We start from the raw sequence: 17,542 nt of genomic DNA on the forward strand, positions 1-17,542 counted from the left end.
CGACAAGTGATTGTCGGTTTTTTTTATACTGTAGCTTGTTAGGTTTGTCAGGCAGATCGGAATCGAAGCCATCGAAAGTTAAATTAGCACTGAGTTGGGCTTAGACTCCGCTCAGCCTGACAAAAAAGAGTTTATTTCTTCACTGGAAATTTCCAAGCAAATTCATCTTTATCATTGATGATTGCTCCAATTTCGAATTTCACCACTTCGTCAAATTCTGTTTGAAGAATAAACCAATTGTCTTCATTGAAATAATTTTCAAACGTATCAAAAGTTTCTTGAGTATATTTTGTTATTCCTTTTGCAGCAAAATCTTTCTTTACATCAGCAATTTTTCTTCCGATTAACTTGAAGCCAAAAACTTCTAAATCATTACTAGAAGCCACTATGTAACCTAATTTCAAGTCTTCTTCTTGATAAAATGTCAATCGCATTTTGTATGCATTATATACAAAAATTACATTATCATCTTCGTCGTTATAGTTTTTATCAGGTTTTCCTAAAGCTGCTGTTACATCGTTCTGCTTCATCCCGAAAAGCAGTTTATCAATTCCTGATTTTAAATTTATTTTCATAATGATTTTTCTAATATTTGAAATGCAAATTTCGGGAACTTTTTTGTTGTTCCGCCACGAATTACACAAATTTTCACGAATTTTAATATTACACCGTTTGGCTCATTTATTAACTTCTGTCAGGCTGAGCAATCTTTTCTGCCAGGCTGAGCATAGTCGAAGCCCATTTTCGTTATAAAAACCCTTCGACTACGCTCAGGGTGACAAACATAAAACTAATTTTAATATTGTTTCTTATTCGGTTTTGAACTCATATAAAATGTAATCTTCCCGCCATTTATAACATCAGCATGTTTTAAAAACGGTCTTTCTAATTGTTTTCCGTTAAGCAGAACTTTACTCACAAATACATTTTTATCAGATTGGTTTACGGTTTCTACTTCGAAAGTTTTTCCGTTTTCTAAATTTATGACAGCATTTTTCAGCAATGGACTTCCTAATGCATATTCATCAGAACCTGGAGCAACTGGATAAAATCCTAAACTGCTAAAAATATACCAAGCACTCATTTGTCCGAAATCATCATTTCCTCCTAAACCATCAGCACCATTTCTGTACATTTTTTTCAAGATCATTCTAATTTTATCTTGAGCTTTCCACGGAGCATCTGTCCAATTGTACAAGTACACAACGTGATGTGAAGGCTCATTTCCGTGAACATAATTCCCAATTATTCCTTCTCTTGTAATGTCTTCTGTATTCTCAAAATATTTGTCCGGAAGATGCATGTTGAATAACGAATCTAAACGAACTTTAAACTTCTCATTTCCGCCCATCAATTTAATCATATCAGCAGGATCTTGCGGAACGTACAAGCTGTAATTCCAAGAATTTCCTTCAATAAAACCTTGGCCGTGCGTGTCAAGGGGATCAAACTCTTTCTTAAAGGTTCCATCGTTTAATTTCGGACGCATGAAACCTGTTTTTTCATCATAGACGTTTTTATAATTTTTCGATCTATTGATAAATTCATTGTAAATTTCTGTTTTTCCTAATTTCTTTGCAGCTTGCGCAATCGCCCAGTCATCATAAGCATATTCTAAAGTTTTAGAAACCGAAGCCCCGCTTTTGTCTTCTGGAACATATCCTTTATTCATGTAAAATTCTAAACCATCATAATACGGCACTTTTGCAGTATTTACACAAGCCTGAAGCGCTTTTTCAGCATCAAAACTAATATTTCCTTTTACAATTGCATCTGCTATAACTGAAACAGAATGATATCCAATCATACACCAATTTTCGTTTGCATAATGCGACCAGATTGGAAGCATCTTATGAACGCTTTGATCTGAATGTGCCAGCATTGAACTTACCATATCAGCATTTCTTTTTGGCTGCACAATATTAAATAACGGATGTAAAGCACGATAAGTATCCCAAAGTGAATAACTGGTATAATTGGTGAAATTTTCGGCTTTGTGAACATTCATGTCTAAACCTTTGTAATTTCCATCTAAATCCATATACTCGGTTGGTCCCAAAAATGCATGATACATTGCGGTATAAAAATTAACCAAATCTTCTTTTTGAATGGTTTCAATCTGAACCTTATTCAATTCTTTATTCCAAACGTCCTGACTTTGTCTTTTTACTTTTTCAAAATCCCAATCAGGTGTTTCTCTTTTCATGTTTTCTAATGCTCCAGCGGAACTAACAGGAGATAAAGCCATTTTTATTTTGATTTTTTCACCTTCATTCGTATCAAAATCAAAAAACAATTTTAGGTTCTGACCTGCCATTTCTGGGAAGTTTTTCGTTTGATCAAATCTCCCCCAAAAACCTCTGTACACACTTTTTTCTTGTGCTGCCTGTCCATAACTTTTAATTGGTTTATTGAAAGACATAGCAAAGTAAACCGTTCTGGTTCTCGCCCATCCATTTGTCTGACGATATCCTGTTATCAAAGTATCATTTTCTATACGAACAAAAGTCCAGACATTTTTTTTATCATAATTGTAAATCCCAGATGTCAAATCTAGAATTATATGTGCTTCATCAGATTTAGGAAAAGTGTATTGGTGCATTCCAACACGAGTTGTTGCTGTAAGTTCTGCTTTTATTTTATGATCTTCTAAAAAAACACTGTAATAAGCCGGCTCTGCTTTTTCTGTCGAATGAGAAAATGCCGATCTATAGCCCGATAAAGGTTTTGATGCAATACCTGGATTTAATTGCAATTTTCCTGTTGTCGGCATAATTAAAAAATCACCTAAATCTGAATGCCCAGTTCCGCTGAAATGAGTATGACTGAAACCTACAATCGTTTTGTCTTCATACTGATAGCCGGCACAATATTTATAAACTTCTCCATTATATTTTCCGTTTAAACTGTAAGCAATCGTATCGGTTTCGGGGCTTAATTGTACGCTTCCAAAAGGAACTGTCGCGCCTGGGTAAGTGTGTCCCATTTTTGCAGTTCCTATCATTGGATCTACATACTGAATAAGATTTTTTCCACTTGCTTTCTTTTGTGCGTTTATAGTGTTGGAAAAAACGAGCAGCAAAATTGATATTCCGAAAAGACAATTTTTGAAGTTTATTTTAGTCATTTTATAGTTTTTCTTATTTATTAATTTCATTACTTTTTGATAAGCGAATTTTCATTTAAAGTAATGGTGATCCGTTGGGGTAATTATTCAAAATTAAAAGTTCATTGAACTGTAACTTAGAATTTAAATCAAGTATTGAAAAGAAACATGAAGGGAAATTTTAAAAATAAAATCCTTTAAAAAAAGCAGACCTGTTTCTGGTTTTAAAATTTGATACTGGTATTATTCAATTTTCTTAAAAACTAAAATTTGAGTACAATTGTCATCGAGACAATGAATTTCTAACATTGAACCAATAGTTACAATTGCGTTTTGCAAACTATTTTTTGGATTACCAATAAATGTATTATTTGAATTAATACTGAAACCAAGGTCTGTTGTAAATTCATCAACAGCATTTAACTTTTTGATTTTATTAAAACCAAGTCCTGTTGTGCTTTTATGATAATTTGTTTTGATATTTAAAACACGTGTTTTCATTACCCACTTATTTTCTTGCTTACTGTTTTTATAAGATTCTGTGTAAAAAGGCACAACGTATTTGATAAAAAAAAAGGAGGGGAAAATTACAAATACAGATCCGAAAAAAAACATGAAATCATAATTAGACAACAAAATTTGATCAATTAAACTCTCAATTATACAAAATAGCAAAATGCACACAGGAAGAACTACAAAAATAATTGCAAAAACATGTGTTCTAAATCTGCTCTTAAGAATAACTTTTTCTTCTTTTGTTAAAGGAATTTTTTGAATGCTCATTTGCAAATAATCTTAATTTATTCAAATATATTATTCTTTCTCCAAAAAATTCATTTTATTCAACGTCAATTCTACTACCTTAATCTTTAGAATTATCAATAAAATTAATATTGTTTGCACTCAACGAGTTAAATGTAAATATGACAAATAATTAGAGCTGCGTTGGATAGCAAATTTCTATGAAATATTTGTCTTTATTCTAACTTCATCTAGATATCTTTACTTTTTATAAAAATCAATGTATGAAAAAAATATTCTTTATATTCTTTGTTTTAAACTCTCTTTTTAGTTTCTCTCAAAAGGCTGAAAGCAGCAGATTATCAAAAGAACAAATAATTCAAAAGGAACTAAACCAACTTTCAGATTTCCCAATCTATAGAGCATTTGAATATAAAGACAAAGGCGGTGTTTACGAATTGATTTTAGCCGAAAATCAGAAAGTGATATCGAAAGACACTTTAAATACAAAAATAAAAGCTATTTGCGTACTTAATGATCACGGGGGATTTTTAGAAAAATGGAGAATTAACGATTTACTTGAAGACTACGATCCTAAAGAAACCAATATTTGGTTCTGGACAAAATATTGCAGCACAAAAGATCTTGACGACGACGGATATATAGACCCTGTAATTGTTTACGGAACAAGAACGGAATACGATGAAATAAGACGTGTAAAAATTATTACAGTTTACAACAACAAAAAGTATGTTATTCGTGCTGTAGAATGTGATTTAGATTATTGCAGAAGCTTTAAAAAGGATTCAAATTGGAATTTATTACCACAGAAAACAAAAACTTATATCGATCAATTAGTAATCAAAATAAGAAAAGAGCAAAATTTATTATTGAAGGATGGATAAAAGGTAAACTAAAATTATAACTTTTGTTTTAGATTTTCTTTTACCCCATCAAACCATTCGTTTCTTAAAATACTCAAAACAATAGAATCACGGCGAACAGTGCTGTTTGCTGTTGGCATATGACTGCGCAAAACGCCTTCAACTTTACAGCCAATACTTTTCATTGCGGCCACACTTCTTTCGTTATTATTGTCTGCACGAAATTCTACGCGCTCCATTCCTAAAGTTTCAAAAGCAAATTGAAGCAGTAAAAACTTGCAGTGTTTATTAAGTCCTGTTCCTCTAAAAGCAGAACCGTACCAAGTATAGCCCAATTGAAGTGTTTTATACTCGAGATTAATATCGTAAAAACGTGTTGAACCTGCATATTTTTGAGCTTTTTTATCAAAAACTATAAAAGGGAATTCTTTTTGATTTTCTCTCGCTTTTACAGCGGACTGAATGTATTTGATCAAATTTTCTTTACCATCAGCACCAATTAACGAATATTTCCATGTTTCAGGTTCATTAATCGATATTTCTAATAAATTTTCGACATCTGATTCTTGAAGTGATCGCAATAAAACGACCTCATCCTCTAAAATTAAAGTATTTGTAAAAGAAAAATTGGAAACAGTCATGGTTTGCTTTTTTATAAATTTTCAAGGAGATATAATTAATTCGAACTTTGTTTTTGATTTTTTTGATTTGCCATAAAACCGCAATCACAGCCCCTATTCCTCCACCTGCGTAACTAAAACTATGCATTTCTGAAACTGAAATTAGATTTTTTACATTTTTAATTTGAAGAGGAAAGCAACAATTTGACTCTAAATTCGAAAAACCTAAAAACCCGTAACATAATCCTAATAAACCAATTATTACTGTTGTAATCAACATTATAATAATTACACCTGTAATACTTCTTATCATTTCTTTTGTATTAGAACTAAAGAATCCAACAAAACCAAAGATAAGTCCAGTAAATAAACCAATCCACCAAACAGACCACACGCCAATTATTGAAGCAGTTAGTCTTGGAGTATTTCTGCCATATTCTACAAAACCAAATCTTTCAAACAAAACTTGTGTGAAAAATTCATCAGAAATTGTGTATGTGAACTGATTGTGTAAAACACCAAAAAGCGAAGACGCAATAATACTTAAAAGAATACAACAAACAAAAACGAGTACTTTTCTCATCTCCCTTTTTACAATAAATGAAACTTATTCACTCATTTCGTCATAACGCTCCGGAACTTGCGGATCATAAAGCGGACATTTAAATTCCAGCATCAAATCGACCAATTGGTTCATAGTTTTTCCTTCGGTGCCATAACAATCTATTTTGACACTTTGCGGAGTCGTAATAACTTGGAAAGCTCCTTTTCCTGCGTTATTTTTCCAACTGTTTTCATCAATTCTTTCCCATTTTGAAAAAACAGAATTAATGCGATTTATAATTACCTCAACAGGAAGTTTCTCCAGGCCGATAACTCCTTCTTTTTCAACAAGAGCTTCGTAAACCTCATGATGGTTTAGGTAAATTTCGTCTAAATATCTCCAAAAAAGCAGTTCGTACATAATGAAGTGTTTTTAAAACATATAAGTGATATAAGTTCATATTAAAATCGCTTGAAAAAGTAACTAAAATGAACTTATATCACTTATATGGTGAATTATTTTAATATTCGAATGTTCCGTATTCGCTGGTAATTGTTAGTTTTTTAGCATCAGCTGCTTCTACTCTACCTACGATTTGTGCATCAACATTAAATGATTTCGAAATGGCAATAATATCTTGTGCAATATTCTCAGGAACATAAATTTCCATACGGTGACCGCAGTTGAAAACTTGATACATTTCTTTCCAATCTGTTTTTGACTGTTCTTGAATTAACTTGAACAATGGCGGGACTGGAAATAAATTGTCTTTTATAATGTGTAAATCTTTTACGAAATGTAAAATTTTAGTTTGAGCACCTCCGCTGCAATGCACCATTCCGTGAATGTCATTTGGTGTATATTTATCTAAAATTTTCTTGATAATTGGTGCATACGTTCTCGTTGGAGAAAGTACTAATTGACCTGCATTTATTGGACTGTTTTCAACTTCATCAGTTAAACTAACCTGACCTGAATAAATTAATTCTTCTGGAACTGCCGCATCGTAACTTTCTGGATATTTTTTAGCCAAATATTTCCCGAAAACATCATGACGTGCAGAAGTCAAACCGTTGCTTCCCATTCCGCCGTTATATCCTTTTTCGTAAGCTGCCTGCCCAAAAGAGGCTAAACCAACAATTACATCACCAGCTTTAATATTAGCATTATCTACAACATCGCTGCGTTTCATACGAGCCGTAACTGTCGAGTCTACAATTATTGTGCGTACAACATCTCCAACATCTGCAGTTTCACCACCTGTTGAGTGAATAGTTACTCCAAATGATTTTAATTCGTTAATTAATTCTTCTGTTCCGTTTATAATTGCCGAAATAACTTCAGCAGGAATTAAATTTTTGTTTCTTCCAATTGTAGAGGAAAGCAAAATATTATCTGTAGCTCCAACACATAATAAATCGTCAATATTCATAATTAAAGCATCTTGAGCAATGCCTTTCCAAACTGAAATATCTCCAGTTTCTTTCCAGTACATATAGGCCAAAGATGATTTTGTACCCGCTCCATCAGCATGCATAATCAAGCAATGCTCTGAATCTTGCGTTAAGTAATCTGGTACAATTTTACAAAATGCCTGTGGAAACAAGCCTTTGTCAATATTTTTTATAGCGTTATGTACGTCTTCTTTTGATGCCGAAACACCTCTTTGTGCATATCTTTTGCTAGAATCTGAACTCATGAAAATTAGTTTGTGTTGATGTGGTGCAAAGATAATCCCTTTTTTTAATTCTTTGACTTATTCGATTATATGATTCACAAAAAAATCGGCAGAATATAATTTCTGCCGATTTCCCCTGATTAACTATTTTGAAAAAATTGGTCTTTTAAGTTATTTCCAATCCGGCATCGCTGCGTTTTGGAATAGAGTTGTCCTTGTTGAACTATCAGATATACTTGCTGTTTGAATGTTTTTAGCAGATAATCCATCATTCGACGTATTAACAAAGATGACTTTTGCTTCGTTTGGTGAGAATTTAACGTCTAAATCATTAAAACCATTCTCTTTTTGAGTGTCTAATTCTGCCGAAGTATTTGTTGCTACTGTGTAAATAAATATTCTAGAATCTAATCGTCTGTAAGTTGAATTTTCGAAACCAGAAACATCTTTGGTATAAACTACTTTACTATTATCGATCGTAATACCAAGACCGCTTGCAGCACCTTTTTCGCCTGAAAGTATTTGATACAATACATCTCCAGCCATATTTATAGCATATATTTCGACATTATAACCTGAGGCGTCATTTACTTTTAGTACAATCTGACTGCCGTCCTGACTCCATTCGCACTCTGATATAAACTTACCATTAGGAGTTTTAAATATCTGAACTAAACCTGAACCATCTGAGTCTATACGAAGGAGCTGATCAAAATTAGGATAAATTATCTGTCTTCCGTTTGTGCTCCAGCAATAATTAACATGATCCATATTAAATCCAGCGATTGGAATAAAGTTGGTCACTTTTTTCACATCTGTACCATCAGGATTCATAGTAAAAATTTGATTTAATGAACCGTCAGAACTTATGTAAGCAATTCGATTGATACTTAAATTTTTTCTCGGTCTGTAACTATTAATTGATGATGGTGATAACTGAAGCTCATTTCCTGCTTCATCTGCGGTATAAATAACATTATTATTTTTTACCTTTTTAACATACAAATATCTCGGATTTGGAAATGCTAATGTTGTAAAAGAGGTTATTGCACTATTTGTAGGTTTATTGATTCCGTCATTTGCCGATACTTGCCAATAGTATTTTGTACTATAATCTAAACCTGTAATTTTTAAAGTTGTAGCCTTAAGATCAGAATACGTTTTAACTTCATCAGTCGTTCCGTTTTTAACGGTAACTTGAAACGTCATTGGATCTTTTTCTGGATCAGTCGAGGTCCAAGTTAAATCTAAACTTAAAGCCTGAGAAGTAGCATTATCCAAAGGAGCTGTAAGCGTAGGAATTTCAGGCGGTTTATTATTTGCTGTAGATACTTCTAACTCAAAAATAATTTCTACCGGCACATCTTTTTCAACTGTTGCGGGTTGAAATCTGGCGATAAATCCATCTTTCTGCGCTTGAAAAGAATATTTTCCTACTGGTACTTTTTCCATAATAAAGTAACCATCTTTATCTGAGAATACAGTGCTTGTTGTTGGGCTCGATAAAACTCGGGCATTTGCGATCCCTTCGTAGGTTCGAATATCAACAACTCTTCCTTTTACTACTGCTGTTCCTGTGTCGTCAACTTGTTCTTCACTACAAGACATCAAAAGAATAAAGCACGCCAAAATTTTTAATCCTATTTTCATTTGAGACATAATTTTATTAAACTTACATTGTATTTACTCCTGTAATCATTTTAAAAAGAACCTGGAAATATCACGAGGTTTTATTATTTCTTCTTGTACTTATAACTTTTTGGGAAATAATAGGTCAATCCTAAACCAAACCGCCAGTAGTAATCATCTCGAACGCCGCTGACTAAATAATCTACATTATCACTAAAGGGAACATTAAACTCGCCAAAGGCTTTTATTCCCAGATAATTTGTTGCGAGATATTCGACTCCGCCGCCAAACTGAACTTTACTAGCTATGTTTTCGTATTTTTTATTGAACTCAACCCCAGTTCCAGCAAAAATATAAGGGGTAAATACATCACGAGGCAAGATTAAACATTCTAAATTGAGATCTAAGGAAAGATATCCTGCATCGAGTTTATTTTTGTTTGCCAGCCAAAATGCATTTGACGATGCACTTAAAGCAAATGTTGGTGTAAAGAAAAATTTTGCCGCACCTCTAATCAGTGGTTTCGGAACTGGATTTGCATAATCACCCTGCATTAAGGCAACTCCTCCCGAAGCTTCCAATCCAAAACGGGCTCTTCTTTCACTCAAATTTCTATTGTATAATTGGGCTAAATCGGCTTCGCTTTTTTCTTTATCATATTCAGCGACAAAAGCATCAATTTTATTCTGAGGAGCATTTACTTCCCATAGTTTATCTTTAATTCCGTCTACAATAAGACCTTCAACAGCTTTTTCGATTGCTTCTGTTACTGCTAATTGAATAGGTTCGTTTCGAGTAAAACCGGTCTCTACTTCTAAAAGTCGGTTTAGATTTACATATCGAAATAAACTCGCATCTACACTTTGAGACAAAATAGTTTTAGAAACATAAACCGTATTTAAGATTTTTCCGTTAGAAGTTGAAACTAACCTTAAATATACTGTTACACGATCTTGTCTGTAACGAGTAGAACCACCCGCACCAAAGTATCTTGCACCAAAACCACCTGTAATAATATTAGTATCATAAGAAATAATTCCACCCTCAAGCAAAACGCCTGCAAATAAAAGCGGCGTTAAAACGGCTTCATTCGCTTCTGTTTTTGAGGCATATTCCTGACGTGTCGAACGGATAATATTTCGTTCATTTAAAAGGTTACCTAGATTTTCACGCTCTATAGGTATAAACCACTTAGAGTCTTCCAGCGCTTTAATTAAAATCGAAGTTGCACCTTGAGTAACCGCGGTACTAAAAGTACTTCCTAACTCAGTAGCTTTATACTGCCCAGTCTGATCTTTAAATTTGTAAACCCCAACAACAATTTGTTCTTTAGGTTTAGGCATATCGACTAATGCGGTAGTTGCAGGAGTATTTTCTCCAAATACTGCCTTTTGAACTCCTACTGGCTGGTTAAAATAAGCTCCACATCCTGAGAATAGGCAAGTTATTAAAAGTATAAAAAGGGGACTTTTATTCATAATAAGTTATTTACAGTAAAACATGAACCTAATTGACGTATAAGAAAAAAAACAAGGAGCCAGAATCTATCGAGCTGGTATAATTACTTGCGTTTGTTCGCCTGTATCGATATCTAAAATATCTACTACCATTCCTAAATTAGAATTATAAATATCTACAGACAGTGTTCCAAAGACATATGTTCCTGGTTTTAGTCCGCCGCCAGTTCCTGTTCCAGTACCAGTACCTGTGCCTGTCCCCGTTCCTGTTCCGGAACCTGTTGCTGATCCAAATTGATCATCGAATAACGAATTTGAAATCCTGTTTAGCAGCTGATTATTTAAAGTACTTTTAAAACGTTCCAAATCAGTCTGCTGCTTGTATCCAGAGGTTGGATCTTCTTTATAATCATTTTGCGCTTGGGCAGAACTAAGCAGCCACTGATAATTAAAAGTATCGCCACCACTAAAAGCAGGATTAATAGGTTTATAAGCTAGATCTTGTGCATTTGAAACCGCACTAAAACCTGCTAAACACACTAGTAAAGCTAAAGTTTTCATATTGATATAATTTTATTTCCTACATTAAAAACACAACTCTTCTTGACACAAAACGTTCCTCAATTTTAGTATTGAGTTATAATTTTGCTTTGCTTTTCGAGATCCTTAAAATATTTAAATGCTTTTGAAGCGGCTGTATCAGCCATATATTTTAAAAAATCTTCATCTGGACGCGAAATAAATTCTTCAATTATTTCACCATCCACTAAAATCGTAATTTTTGTTGTGCGTCCAAAAGTCAATTCCTCTTGAACTGTTACGATTTTACTGGTATTGATCTTTAATTTCGAATATTGCGAATAAAAATAATCGTAAAAGTCATTTCCCAGTTTTGTTTTAGTGTCATTAGCAACAATTCCAATCATTTCGATTCCGTCTTGTGGAATAGCTTTTCCGGAATCTGATTCTTTTTCATCTCCAAAAACAACTCTATCTTTACCTATAATGGCATTATTTTCATCATAAATTAATAACAGTATTATGATCTCATCCTCTTTTGTAAAATTGACCTGTGTTTTTGAAAGCTCAACTTTTTGAATGGGTTCTAATGTGACTCTGCCGTCTTGTCCGTTATTTGATTTATTTGAACCTGATTTGCTTTTTTTGAATACTGTCAACTTATACGAGATATTCTTGAACTCAGATTTTAAATTCTCTACGGTTCCAGTAATAGCAAGAAGGTTTTCAATTTCTTTTACTTCTATCTTAGCTTTTACTTCTTTATAAACTACCTGCGAGAATCCTGATTCAGAAAAAAAAAGGGCAAAAAAAACAATTCCTATGTTCCAATACTTTTTCATAATTCTAACGATTGAATATAAATATTGTTCCTGAATTTCCAGATTGATTAATAATCAAATCTTTAGATATAGAATTTGAACCCGAATTAAAAACCGTTAAATTACTGCCGTTCTGATTTATTGACATTGAAGCGACTCCTCTTGTGTACAAGGAATAATCGCTTATATAATTATTGTTGCCTGTCTGTGTGTAGGATTGATTGATTTCCTCAGCTTTTTTATAAACATTCATATAGTTGGTATTGCCTGTTTGCTGAGCGGTTACATTTGCATTATTACTGATGATGGTTAAATTGGCCTGATTGTAATTTCCAATTTGCGAAACCGTTACAATATTTCTGCTTTTAATGTATTGGTTTATTTGATTTTGATTGCGATTGTTCATTTCATTTAAAACGTAATCACTTCTATTCCCATCAATTGATTGAGAGAATAAAATTCCTGTAATGAATAGGAAAATATAAGTGGCAAAACGTTTCATAATTGTGGTATTGTGGTAAAAGAGAATTCTAAGAAAAAAAAAAGGAAGAACTTAATAAATCAAATTCTTCCTTTTCTTGGTTCTATTTAGTTAGATTGGATTACTATACTTCCGTTTAGGAATCCAGTTTGAGTAACTGTACTAATGTGGTCATTTCCAAATTGAGCAGTTGCTGCAAAGTTTCCAATTCCATATTGTTCAATGCTAGAGTAGTTATCCCATCCTAATTGCAATGTAGCGGCATTGTTGAAGAAACCTACTTGAGTAGTTTCTGCAGTATTGTCATTTCCAAATTGCAATGTTGTTGAATTATTAAGTGCTCCGAATTGAGTAGTAGTAGCTGTATTAAAGTTACCTACTTGTAATACATCAGAATTGTTGTAAGCTCCGATTTGAGTAGTAACTGCTAAGTTTCCAACCCAGATTCCTTGTGCGATAGTTGAACTGTTGTCGTCTCCAATTTGAGTTACTACAGCAACGTTTCCTGCTCCTAATTGTGCAACACTAGACTCATTATCATCTCCGTATTGTCCAACAATTGCAACGTTTGCAATACCTATTTGATCAACATCTGAATTGTTTGATGATCCCACTTGGATTACCAATGCACCATTTAACAAACCTAACTGATCTACATCACTCACATTACCTTGAGCGAACGCTACACCTGCAAATAGCATCGCGGAGATGCTTAAAATTACTTTTTTCATAATAAATATATTTAATTGGTTATTAATACAAATTATTATGTAGGTATATGCAATTTGGGGAGAAAATCTGGGGGATTTTAACCATCATTTGAGAATAGTTTTTTCTGCTAATTCTCTCATTTTCATATTCAAAATTAGAAAACTTCTCGATAATCAAAACAGGTATAAATACGTATTTTACAAGATCTTAATCTGTTTTCGATGAAATGCAAAACTATAACGACGAACTGCTGTATTTGTTTTTTTTCTTAATAAGAAAAAAGTTACTTTTTACATTTTCCTTACATTTATGCCAAAACAAAAGATATATTTCAAACCTGAAACAGTTATATTAACATAATCACAAAAAAAGCCTGTCTTTTTACAGACAGGCTTTAACTTAATGTTAATGAAAGTTATTTAGTAAACAACAATTCTCTGTATTTGGTTAATGTCCAGCTTTCATCATCAACCAAAAGCTCCAGTTTATCGCAATGGTTACGAATGTCTTCGAAATAAGGTTTTACCTTATCGCAATAAGCTTCTGCCATTTTTTGTGCATCGGTCAATTGATTTGCTTTCTTTCTTTCGTTTGTCATTGCCAATACTTTAGAATTGATTCCTTCTATATGACCTGAAATTTCTTTTATTAAAATAATCTGCTCTTTTGCAATCGTTTCAAATTCTTTTCCAAAAATCTCTTTTAAACCTTTTACATTCTCAATCAAAGTATTTTGATAACGTATTGCAGTAGGAATAACATGATTTCTAGCGATATCGCCTAAAACTCTTCCTTCAATCTGAATTTTCTTAGTGTATTCTTCTAATTCTATTTCGTAGCGCGCTTCAGCTTCAACATGATTAAAAATACCTAGTTCAGAAAATAAGTCCAAAGCTTGCTTAGAAACTTTAGCTTTAATAGCCTCCGGAGTAGTTTTAAAATTACTTAAACCTCTTTTTCCAGCTTCTTTTTCCCAAGCTTCACTATAACCGTCGCCTTCAAAAAGTATTTTTTTAGACTGCTTAATGTATTCTCTTAAAACATTAAAAATAGCGTCGTCTTTTTTCATGTCTTTAGACTCGATCAAAGTTTCTACTTCATTTTTAAAGTCGATTAATTGTTTTGCCACAATAGCATTTAACGTTGTCATTGCGTTAGAACAGTTAGAATTTGAACCAACAGCTCTAAACTCCCATTTATTTCCTGTAAATGCAAAAGGCGAAGTTCTGTTTCTGTCTGTATTATCTAATAGTACGTCTGGAATTTTACCAACTACATTTAATTTTAGATCTGTTTTTTCTTCTGGAGATAATTTTCCAGTTGTTACACTTTCTAATTCAGACAATACTTTTGTTAACTGCGCTCCAATAAATACAGACATAATTGCCGGCGGTGCTTCATTTGCACCTAATCTATGATCGTTGCTTGCTGTAGCTATAGAAGCACGAAGTAAAGTTTCGTTATCATTAACCGCTTTAATTGTATTAATAAAGAAAGTCAAAAACTGTAAATTGCTCATTGGTGTTTTACTCGGACTCAATAAATTAACTCCTGTATCTGTTGCCAGCGACCAGTTATTGTGTTTTCCTGAACCGTTTACTCCTTTAAAAGGTTTTTCATGAAATAAAACTTTAAAATCATGACGTTCTGCGACCTTCTGCATAACATCCATTAATAAAGAGTTATGATCTACAGCCAGATTTGTTTCTTCAAAAATAGGCGCAAGTTCAAACTGATTTGGCGCAACCTCATTATGACGTGTTTTTACAGGAATTCCTAAAAGCATACATTCCTGCTCTAAATCTCTCATATAAGTAAGAGCACGAGTTGGAATAGATCCGAAGTAATGATCATCTAACTGCTGCCCTTTTGCCGAAGTATGTCCTAATAAAGTTCTTCCAGTCATCATTAAATCAGGACGAGAATTTGCCAAAGCTTTATCAATCAAGAAATACTCTTGCTCCCAACCTAAAGTAGCTGTTACTTTTTTTACATTTTTATCAAAATATTTACAAACTTCAGTAGCTGCTTCATCAATTGCAGATAAAGCTCTTAATAAAGGTATCTTATTATCTAAAGCTTCTCCTGTATAAGCAATAAATACTGTCGGGATACATAAAGTTGTTCCATATATAAAAGCTGGCGAAGTTGGATCCCAAGCTGTATAACCTCTGGCTTCAAAAGTATTTCTGATTCCGCCATTCGGAAAACTTGAAGCATCTGGCTCTTGTTGTACTAATTGTGCGCCTCCAAATTTTTCTACAGGATCGCTGCCATCATACGAAGTTTCAAAAAAAGCATCATGTTTTTCAGCAGTTGTTCCTGTAAGAGGCTGAAACCAATGTGTATAATGTGTAACACCTTTTGCCAACGCCCACTCTTTCATTCCCATGGCAATATAATCTGCCAGTTTTCTTTCGATTTTAGTTCCATGCTGAATAGCATCCCTTACTCCTTTTAAAGCATCTGAAGTTAAATATTGCTTCATGGCTTTTTCATTAAACACATTTGAACCAAAAAGATTTGATTTTCTACCAATCTCTTCAAAATGTACCGGCTTTCTTGTAGAAGCTTCTTGCAAAGCTTGGAAACGTAATGTTGACATGTATATAATTTTAAAAATTCGTACTAATTTTCATTAAAAAATGATCGGCAAATATAAACAATAAAATTCCCTGTTTTAAACATAAATTGGAGAATTTTGAAAAACAATTTCTCAACAGAAGATACTTTTTTCAAAGAATAATGAATCTGTTGTATAGAATTCTAACAAAAAACAATAGTATTACCTAATAAATAAACATTTTTTCATAATTCCTTAACCTTAAAATTCAAAAAGAGCCCCAAATTATTACGAATTTATTTTTTTAAGGCGTTAAAAATTGCTTTTTTAAAAATATACCCCTCTCAAAATTGCGCTTCTCAAAAAAATTATAGTCAGATAAACAAAATAGCCCCCTAATTTTTAGGAGTAAAAAAATAAATCTATATTTGACCCAGCGAAAAAACAAAAAAACAAATTTATATTATTATGGCTAAAATTAAGTTAGAGTATATTTGGTTAGATGGATACGAGCCAACTCAAAATCTTAGAAGTAAAACTAAAGTTGAAGAGCATGAAAATTTCAAAGGAACATTAGAAGAACTTGGAAATTGGTCATTTGATGGTTCGTCAACAAGACAAGCTGAAGGTGGATCTTCTGACTGTTTATTAGTTCCTGTTGCAATTTACCCTGATCCAACTCGTATTAACGGATATTTAGTAATGTGTGAAGTTATGTTTGCTGACGGAACTCCACATCCATCTAACGGAAGAGCTACAATTGATGATGATAATGATGATTTCTGGTTTGGTTTTGAACAAGAGTATTTCATCATGGATACTAAAACTTTATTGCCATTAGGTTTCCCTGTTGGAGGTTATCCTGCTCCACAAGGTATGTACTACTGCTCTGTAGGTGGAAAAAACACTCACGGAAGAAAATTAGTAGAAGAACATGCTGATTTATGTATCGCTGCCGGAATTAACTTTGAAGGTATTAACCAAGAGGTTGCCTGCGGACAATGGGAATTCCAATTATTCGCTAAAGGTGCTAAAAAAGCTGGAGACGAAATTTGGGTTGCTCGTTACTTATTAGATCGTTTGACTGAAAAATATGGTTACTATATTGAATACCACCCAAAACCACTTGGAGATACAGACTGGAATGGTTCAGGTATGCATGCTAACTTCTCTAACGAAGTATTAAGATCATGTGGAGACCAAGCTACTTACGAAAGAATTTGTGAGGCTTTCCGTCCTGTTACTGCTGAGCATATCGCTGTTTATGGTGCTTACAATGACCAACGTTTAACTGGTAAACACGAAACTGCTTCTATTCACGATTTCTCTTATGGAGTTTCAGACAGAGGATGTTCTATCAGAATTCCTTTAATGACTGTTCAAAAAGGATGGAAAGGATGGTTGGAAGACAGAAGACCAGCTTCAAACGGAGATCCATACAAAATTGCTGCTAGAATTATCAAAACTGTTAACTCAGCGCTATAATTCAAAGCTTACATTATATTCTAAAAGTGCCTTCGTAATTGTTGGCACTTTTTTTATTTATTAATCCGTTTACACAATCTTGTCATTTCGATCGAAGGGAGAAATCACACTCGTTGATCGACACAGATTGAAGAGTTTTTGTACGGAATTTCTAGTGTGATTTCTCATTCTTCGAAATGACAAACTTTGTGTATAAACACAAATTAGAGCAACAGGTTTTGCAAACACATTCTTTCCATAAAATTCACCATTAACTTTTCAATAATTAATTTCCAAGTTAAACTTCAAAACTTATCTTTGTAC

The 17,542-nt window shown here is 33.1% G+C and carries 16 protein-coding genes; 2 read left to right on the forward strand and 14 right to left on the reverse strand.

The window, feature by feature from the left end; genetic code table 11:
• Nucleotides 1-131: 131 nt before the first annotated feature.
• The 3 genes from B0A75_RS15330 to B0A75_RS20410 all read right to left on the reverse strand — a co-directional run bounded on the left by B0A75_RS15330 (nucleotide 132) and on the right by B0A75_RS20410 (nucleotide 3,607).
• Nucleotides 132-575 carry a hypothetical protein gene (locus B0A75_RS15330; RefSeq protein WP_089055161.1) on the reverse strand — a complete coding sequence of 148 codons (444 nt, stop codon included), beginning with the start codon at nucleotides 573-575 and terminating at the stop codon, nucleotides 132-134.
• Nucleotides 576-796: 221 nt separating this feature from the next.
• Nucleotides 797-3,127 carry a GH92 family glycosyl hydrolase gene (locus B0A75_RS15335; protein WP_089055246.1) on the reverse strand — a complete coding sequence of 777 codons (2,331 nt, stop codon included), beginning with the start codon at nucleotides 3,125-3,127 and terminating at the stop codon, nucleotides 797-799.
• A 222-nt stretch (nucleotides 3,128-3,349) separates the two neighbouring features.
• Nucleotides 3,350-3,607, reverse strand: coding sequence for a hypothetical protein (locus B0A75_RS20410; RefSeq protein ID WP_123872383.1), 258 nt, complete (start codon nucleotides 3,605-3,607; stop codon nucleotides 3,350-3,352).
• Nucleotides 3,608-4,131: 524 nt separating this feature from the next.
• Between B0A75_RS20410 and B0A75_RS15345 the strand changes: the two genes are divergently transcribed.
• Nucleotides 4,132-4,752 (forward strand): M949_RS01915 family surface polysaccharide biosynthesis protein, encoded by a 621-nt coding sequence (locus tag B0A75_RS15345; RefSeq protein WP_089055163.1) that lies wholly within the window; start codon nucleotides 4,132-4,134, stop codon nucleotides 4,750-4,752.
• 14 nt (nucleotides 4,753-4,766) lie between these two features.
• On the opposite strand, the gene B0A75_RS15350 is transcribed toward B0A75_RS15345, so the two are convergent.
• The 11 genes from B0A75_RS15350 to B0A75_RS15400 form a co-directional block, all read right to left on the reverse strand.
• The gene (locus B0A75_RS15350) at nucleotides 4,767-5,372 is read right to left on the reverse strand and encodes a GNAT family N-acetyltransferase (RefSeq protein WP_089055164.1); all 606 of its coding nucleotides are present in this window, start codon (nucleotides 5,370-5,372) and stop codon (nucleotides 4,767-4,769) included.
• A complete protein-coding gene (locus tag B0A75_RS15355; protein ID WP_089055165.1) occupies nucleotides 5,323-5,934 on the reverse strand; it encodes a hypothetical protein in 612 nt (203 codons plus the stop codon). The genes B0A75_RS15350 and B0A75_RS15355 overlap by 50 nt, the downstream gene beginning before the upstream one ends.
• Nucleotides 5,935-5,958: 24 nt before the next feature.
• Nucleotides 5,959-6,315, reverse strand: coding sequence for a hypothetical protein (locus tag B0A75_RS15360; RefSeq protein ID WP_089055166.1), 357 nt, complete (start codon nucleotides 6,313-6,315; stop codon nucleotides 5,959-5,961).
• A 100-nt stretch (nucleotides 6,316-6,415) separates the two neighbouring features.
• Nucleotides 6,416-7,594 (reverse strand): AIR synthase related protein, encoded by a 1,179-nt coding sequence (locus B0A75_RS15365; RefSeq protein ID WP_089055167.1) that lies wholly within the window; start codon nucleotides 7,592-7,594, stop codon nucleotides 6,416-6,418.
• A 150-nt stretch (nucleotides 7,595-7,744) separates the two neighbouring features.
• Nucleotides 7,745-9,223, reverse strand: a complete 1,479-nt coding sequence (locus B0A75_RS15370) for a carboxypeptidase regulatory-like domain-containing protein (protein ID WP_244284410.1) — start codon at nucleotides 9,221-9,223, stop codon at nucleotides 7,745-7,747.
• A gap of 83 nt (nucleotides 9,224-9,306) precedes the next feature.
• A complete protein-coding gene (locus B0A75_RS15375; protein ID WP_089055168.1) occupies nucleotides 9,307-10,680 on the reverse strand; it encodes a CsgG/HfaB family protein in 1,374 nt (457 codons plus the stop codon).
• A gap of 66 nt (nucleotides 10,681-10,746) precedes the next feature.
• Nucleotides 10,747-11,220, reverse strand: a complete 474-nt coding sequence (locus B0A75_RS15380; RefSeq protein WP_089055169.1) for a curli assembly protein CsgF — start codon at nucleotides 11,218-11,220, stop codon at nucleotides 10,747-10,749.
• 65 nt (nucleotides 11,221-11,285) lie between these two features.
• Nucleotides 11,286-12,020, reverse strand: a complete 735-nt coding sequence (locus tag B0A75_RS20725; RefSeq protein WP_233207102.1) for a curli production assembly/transport protein CsgE — start codon at nucleotides 12,018-12,020, stop codon at nucleotides 11,286-11,288.
• 4 nt (nucleotides 12,021-12,024) lie between these two features.
• Nucleotides 12,025-12,501, reverse strand: coding sequence for a hypothetical protein (locus tag B0A75_RS15390; protein ID WP_089055170.1), 477 nt, complete (start codon nucleotides 12,499-12,501; stop codon nucleotides 12,025-12,027).
• 86 nt (nucleotides 12,502-12,587) lie between these two features.
• A complete protein-coding gene (locus B0A75_RS15395) occupies nucleotides 12,588-13,211 on the reverse strand; it encodes a hypothetical protein (protein ID WP_089055171.1) in 624 nt (207 codons plus the stop codon).
• A 395-nt stretch (nucleotides 13,212-13,606) separates the two neighbouring features.
• Complete coding sequence (locus tag B0A75_RS15400) at nucleotides 13,607-15,796, reverse strand: glutamine synthetase III family protein (RefSeq protein WP_089055172.1); 2,190 nt, start codon at nucleotides 15,794-15,796, stop codon at nucleotides 13,607-13,609.
• Nucleotides 15,797-16,222: 426 nt separating this feature from the next.
• Between B0A75_RS15400 and B0A75_RS15405 the strand changes: the two genes are divergently transcribed.
• On the forward strand, nucleotides 16,223-17,239 hold the full coding sequence (locus B0A75_RS15405) for a glutamine synthetase beta-grasp domain-containing protein (protein WP_089055173.1): 1,017 nt from the start codon (nucleotides 16,223-16,225) through the stop codon (nucleotides 17,237-17,239).
• Nucleotides 17,240-17,542 lie beyond the last annotated feature (303 nt).

Source organism: Flavobacterium oncorhynchi, from assembly GCF_002217355.1.
Lineage (GTDB): Bacteria > Bacteroidota > Bacteroidia > Flavobacteriales > Flavobacteriaceae > Flavobacterium > Flavobacterium oncorhynchi.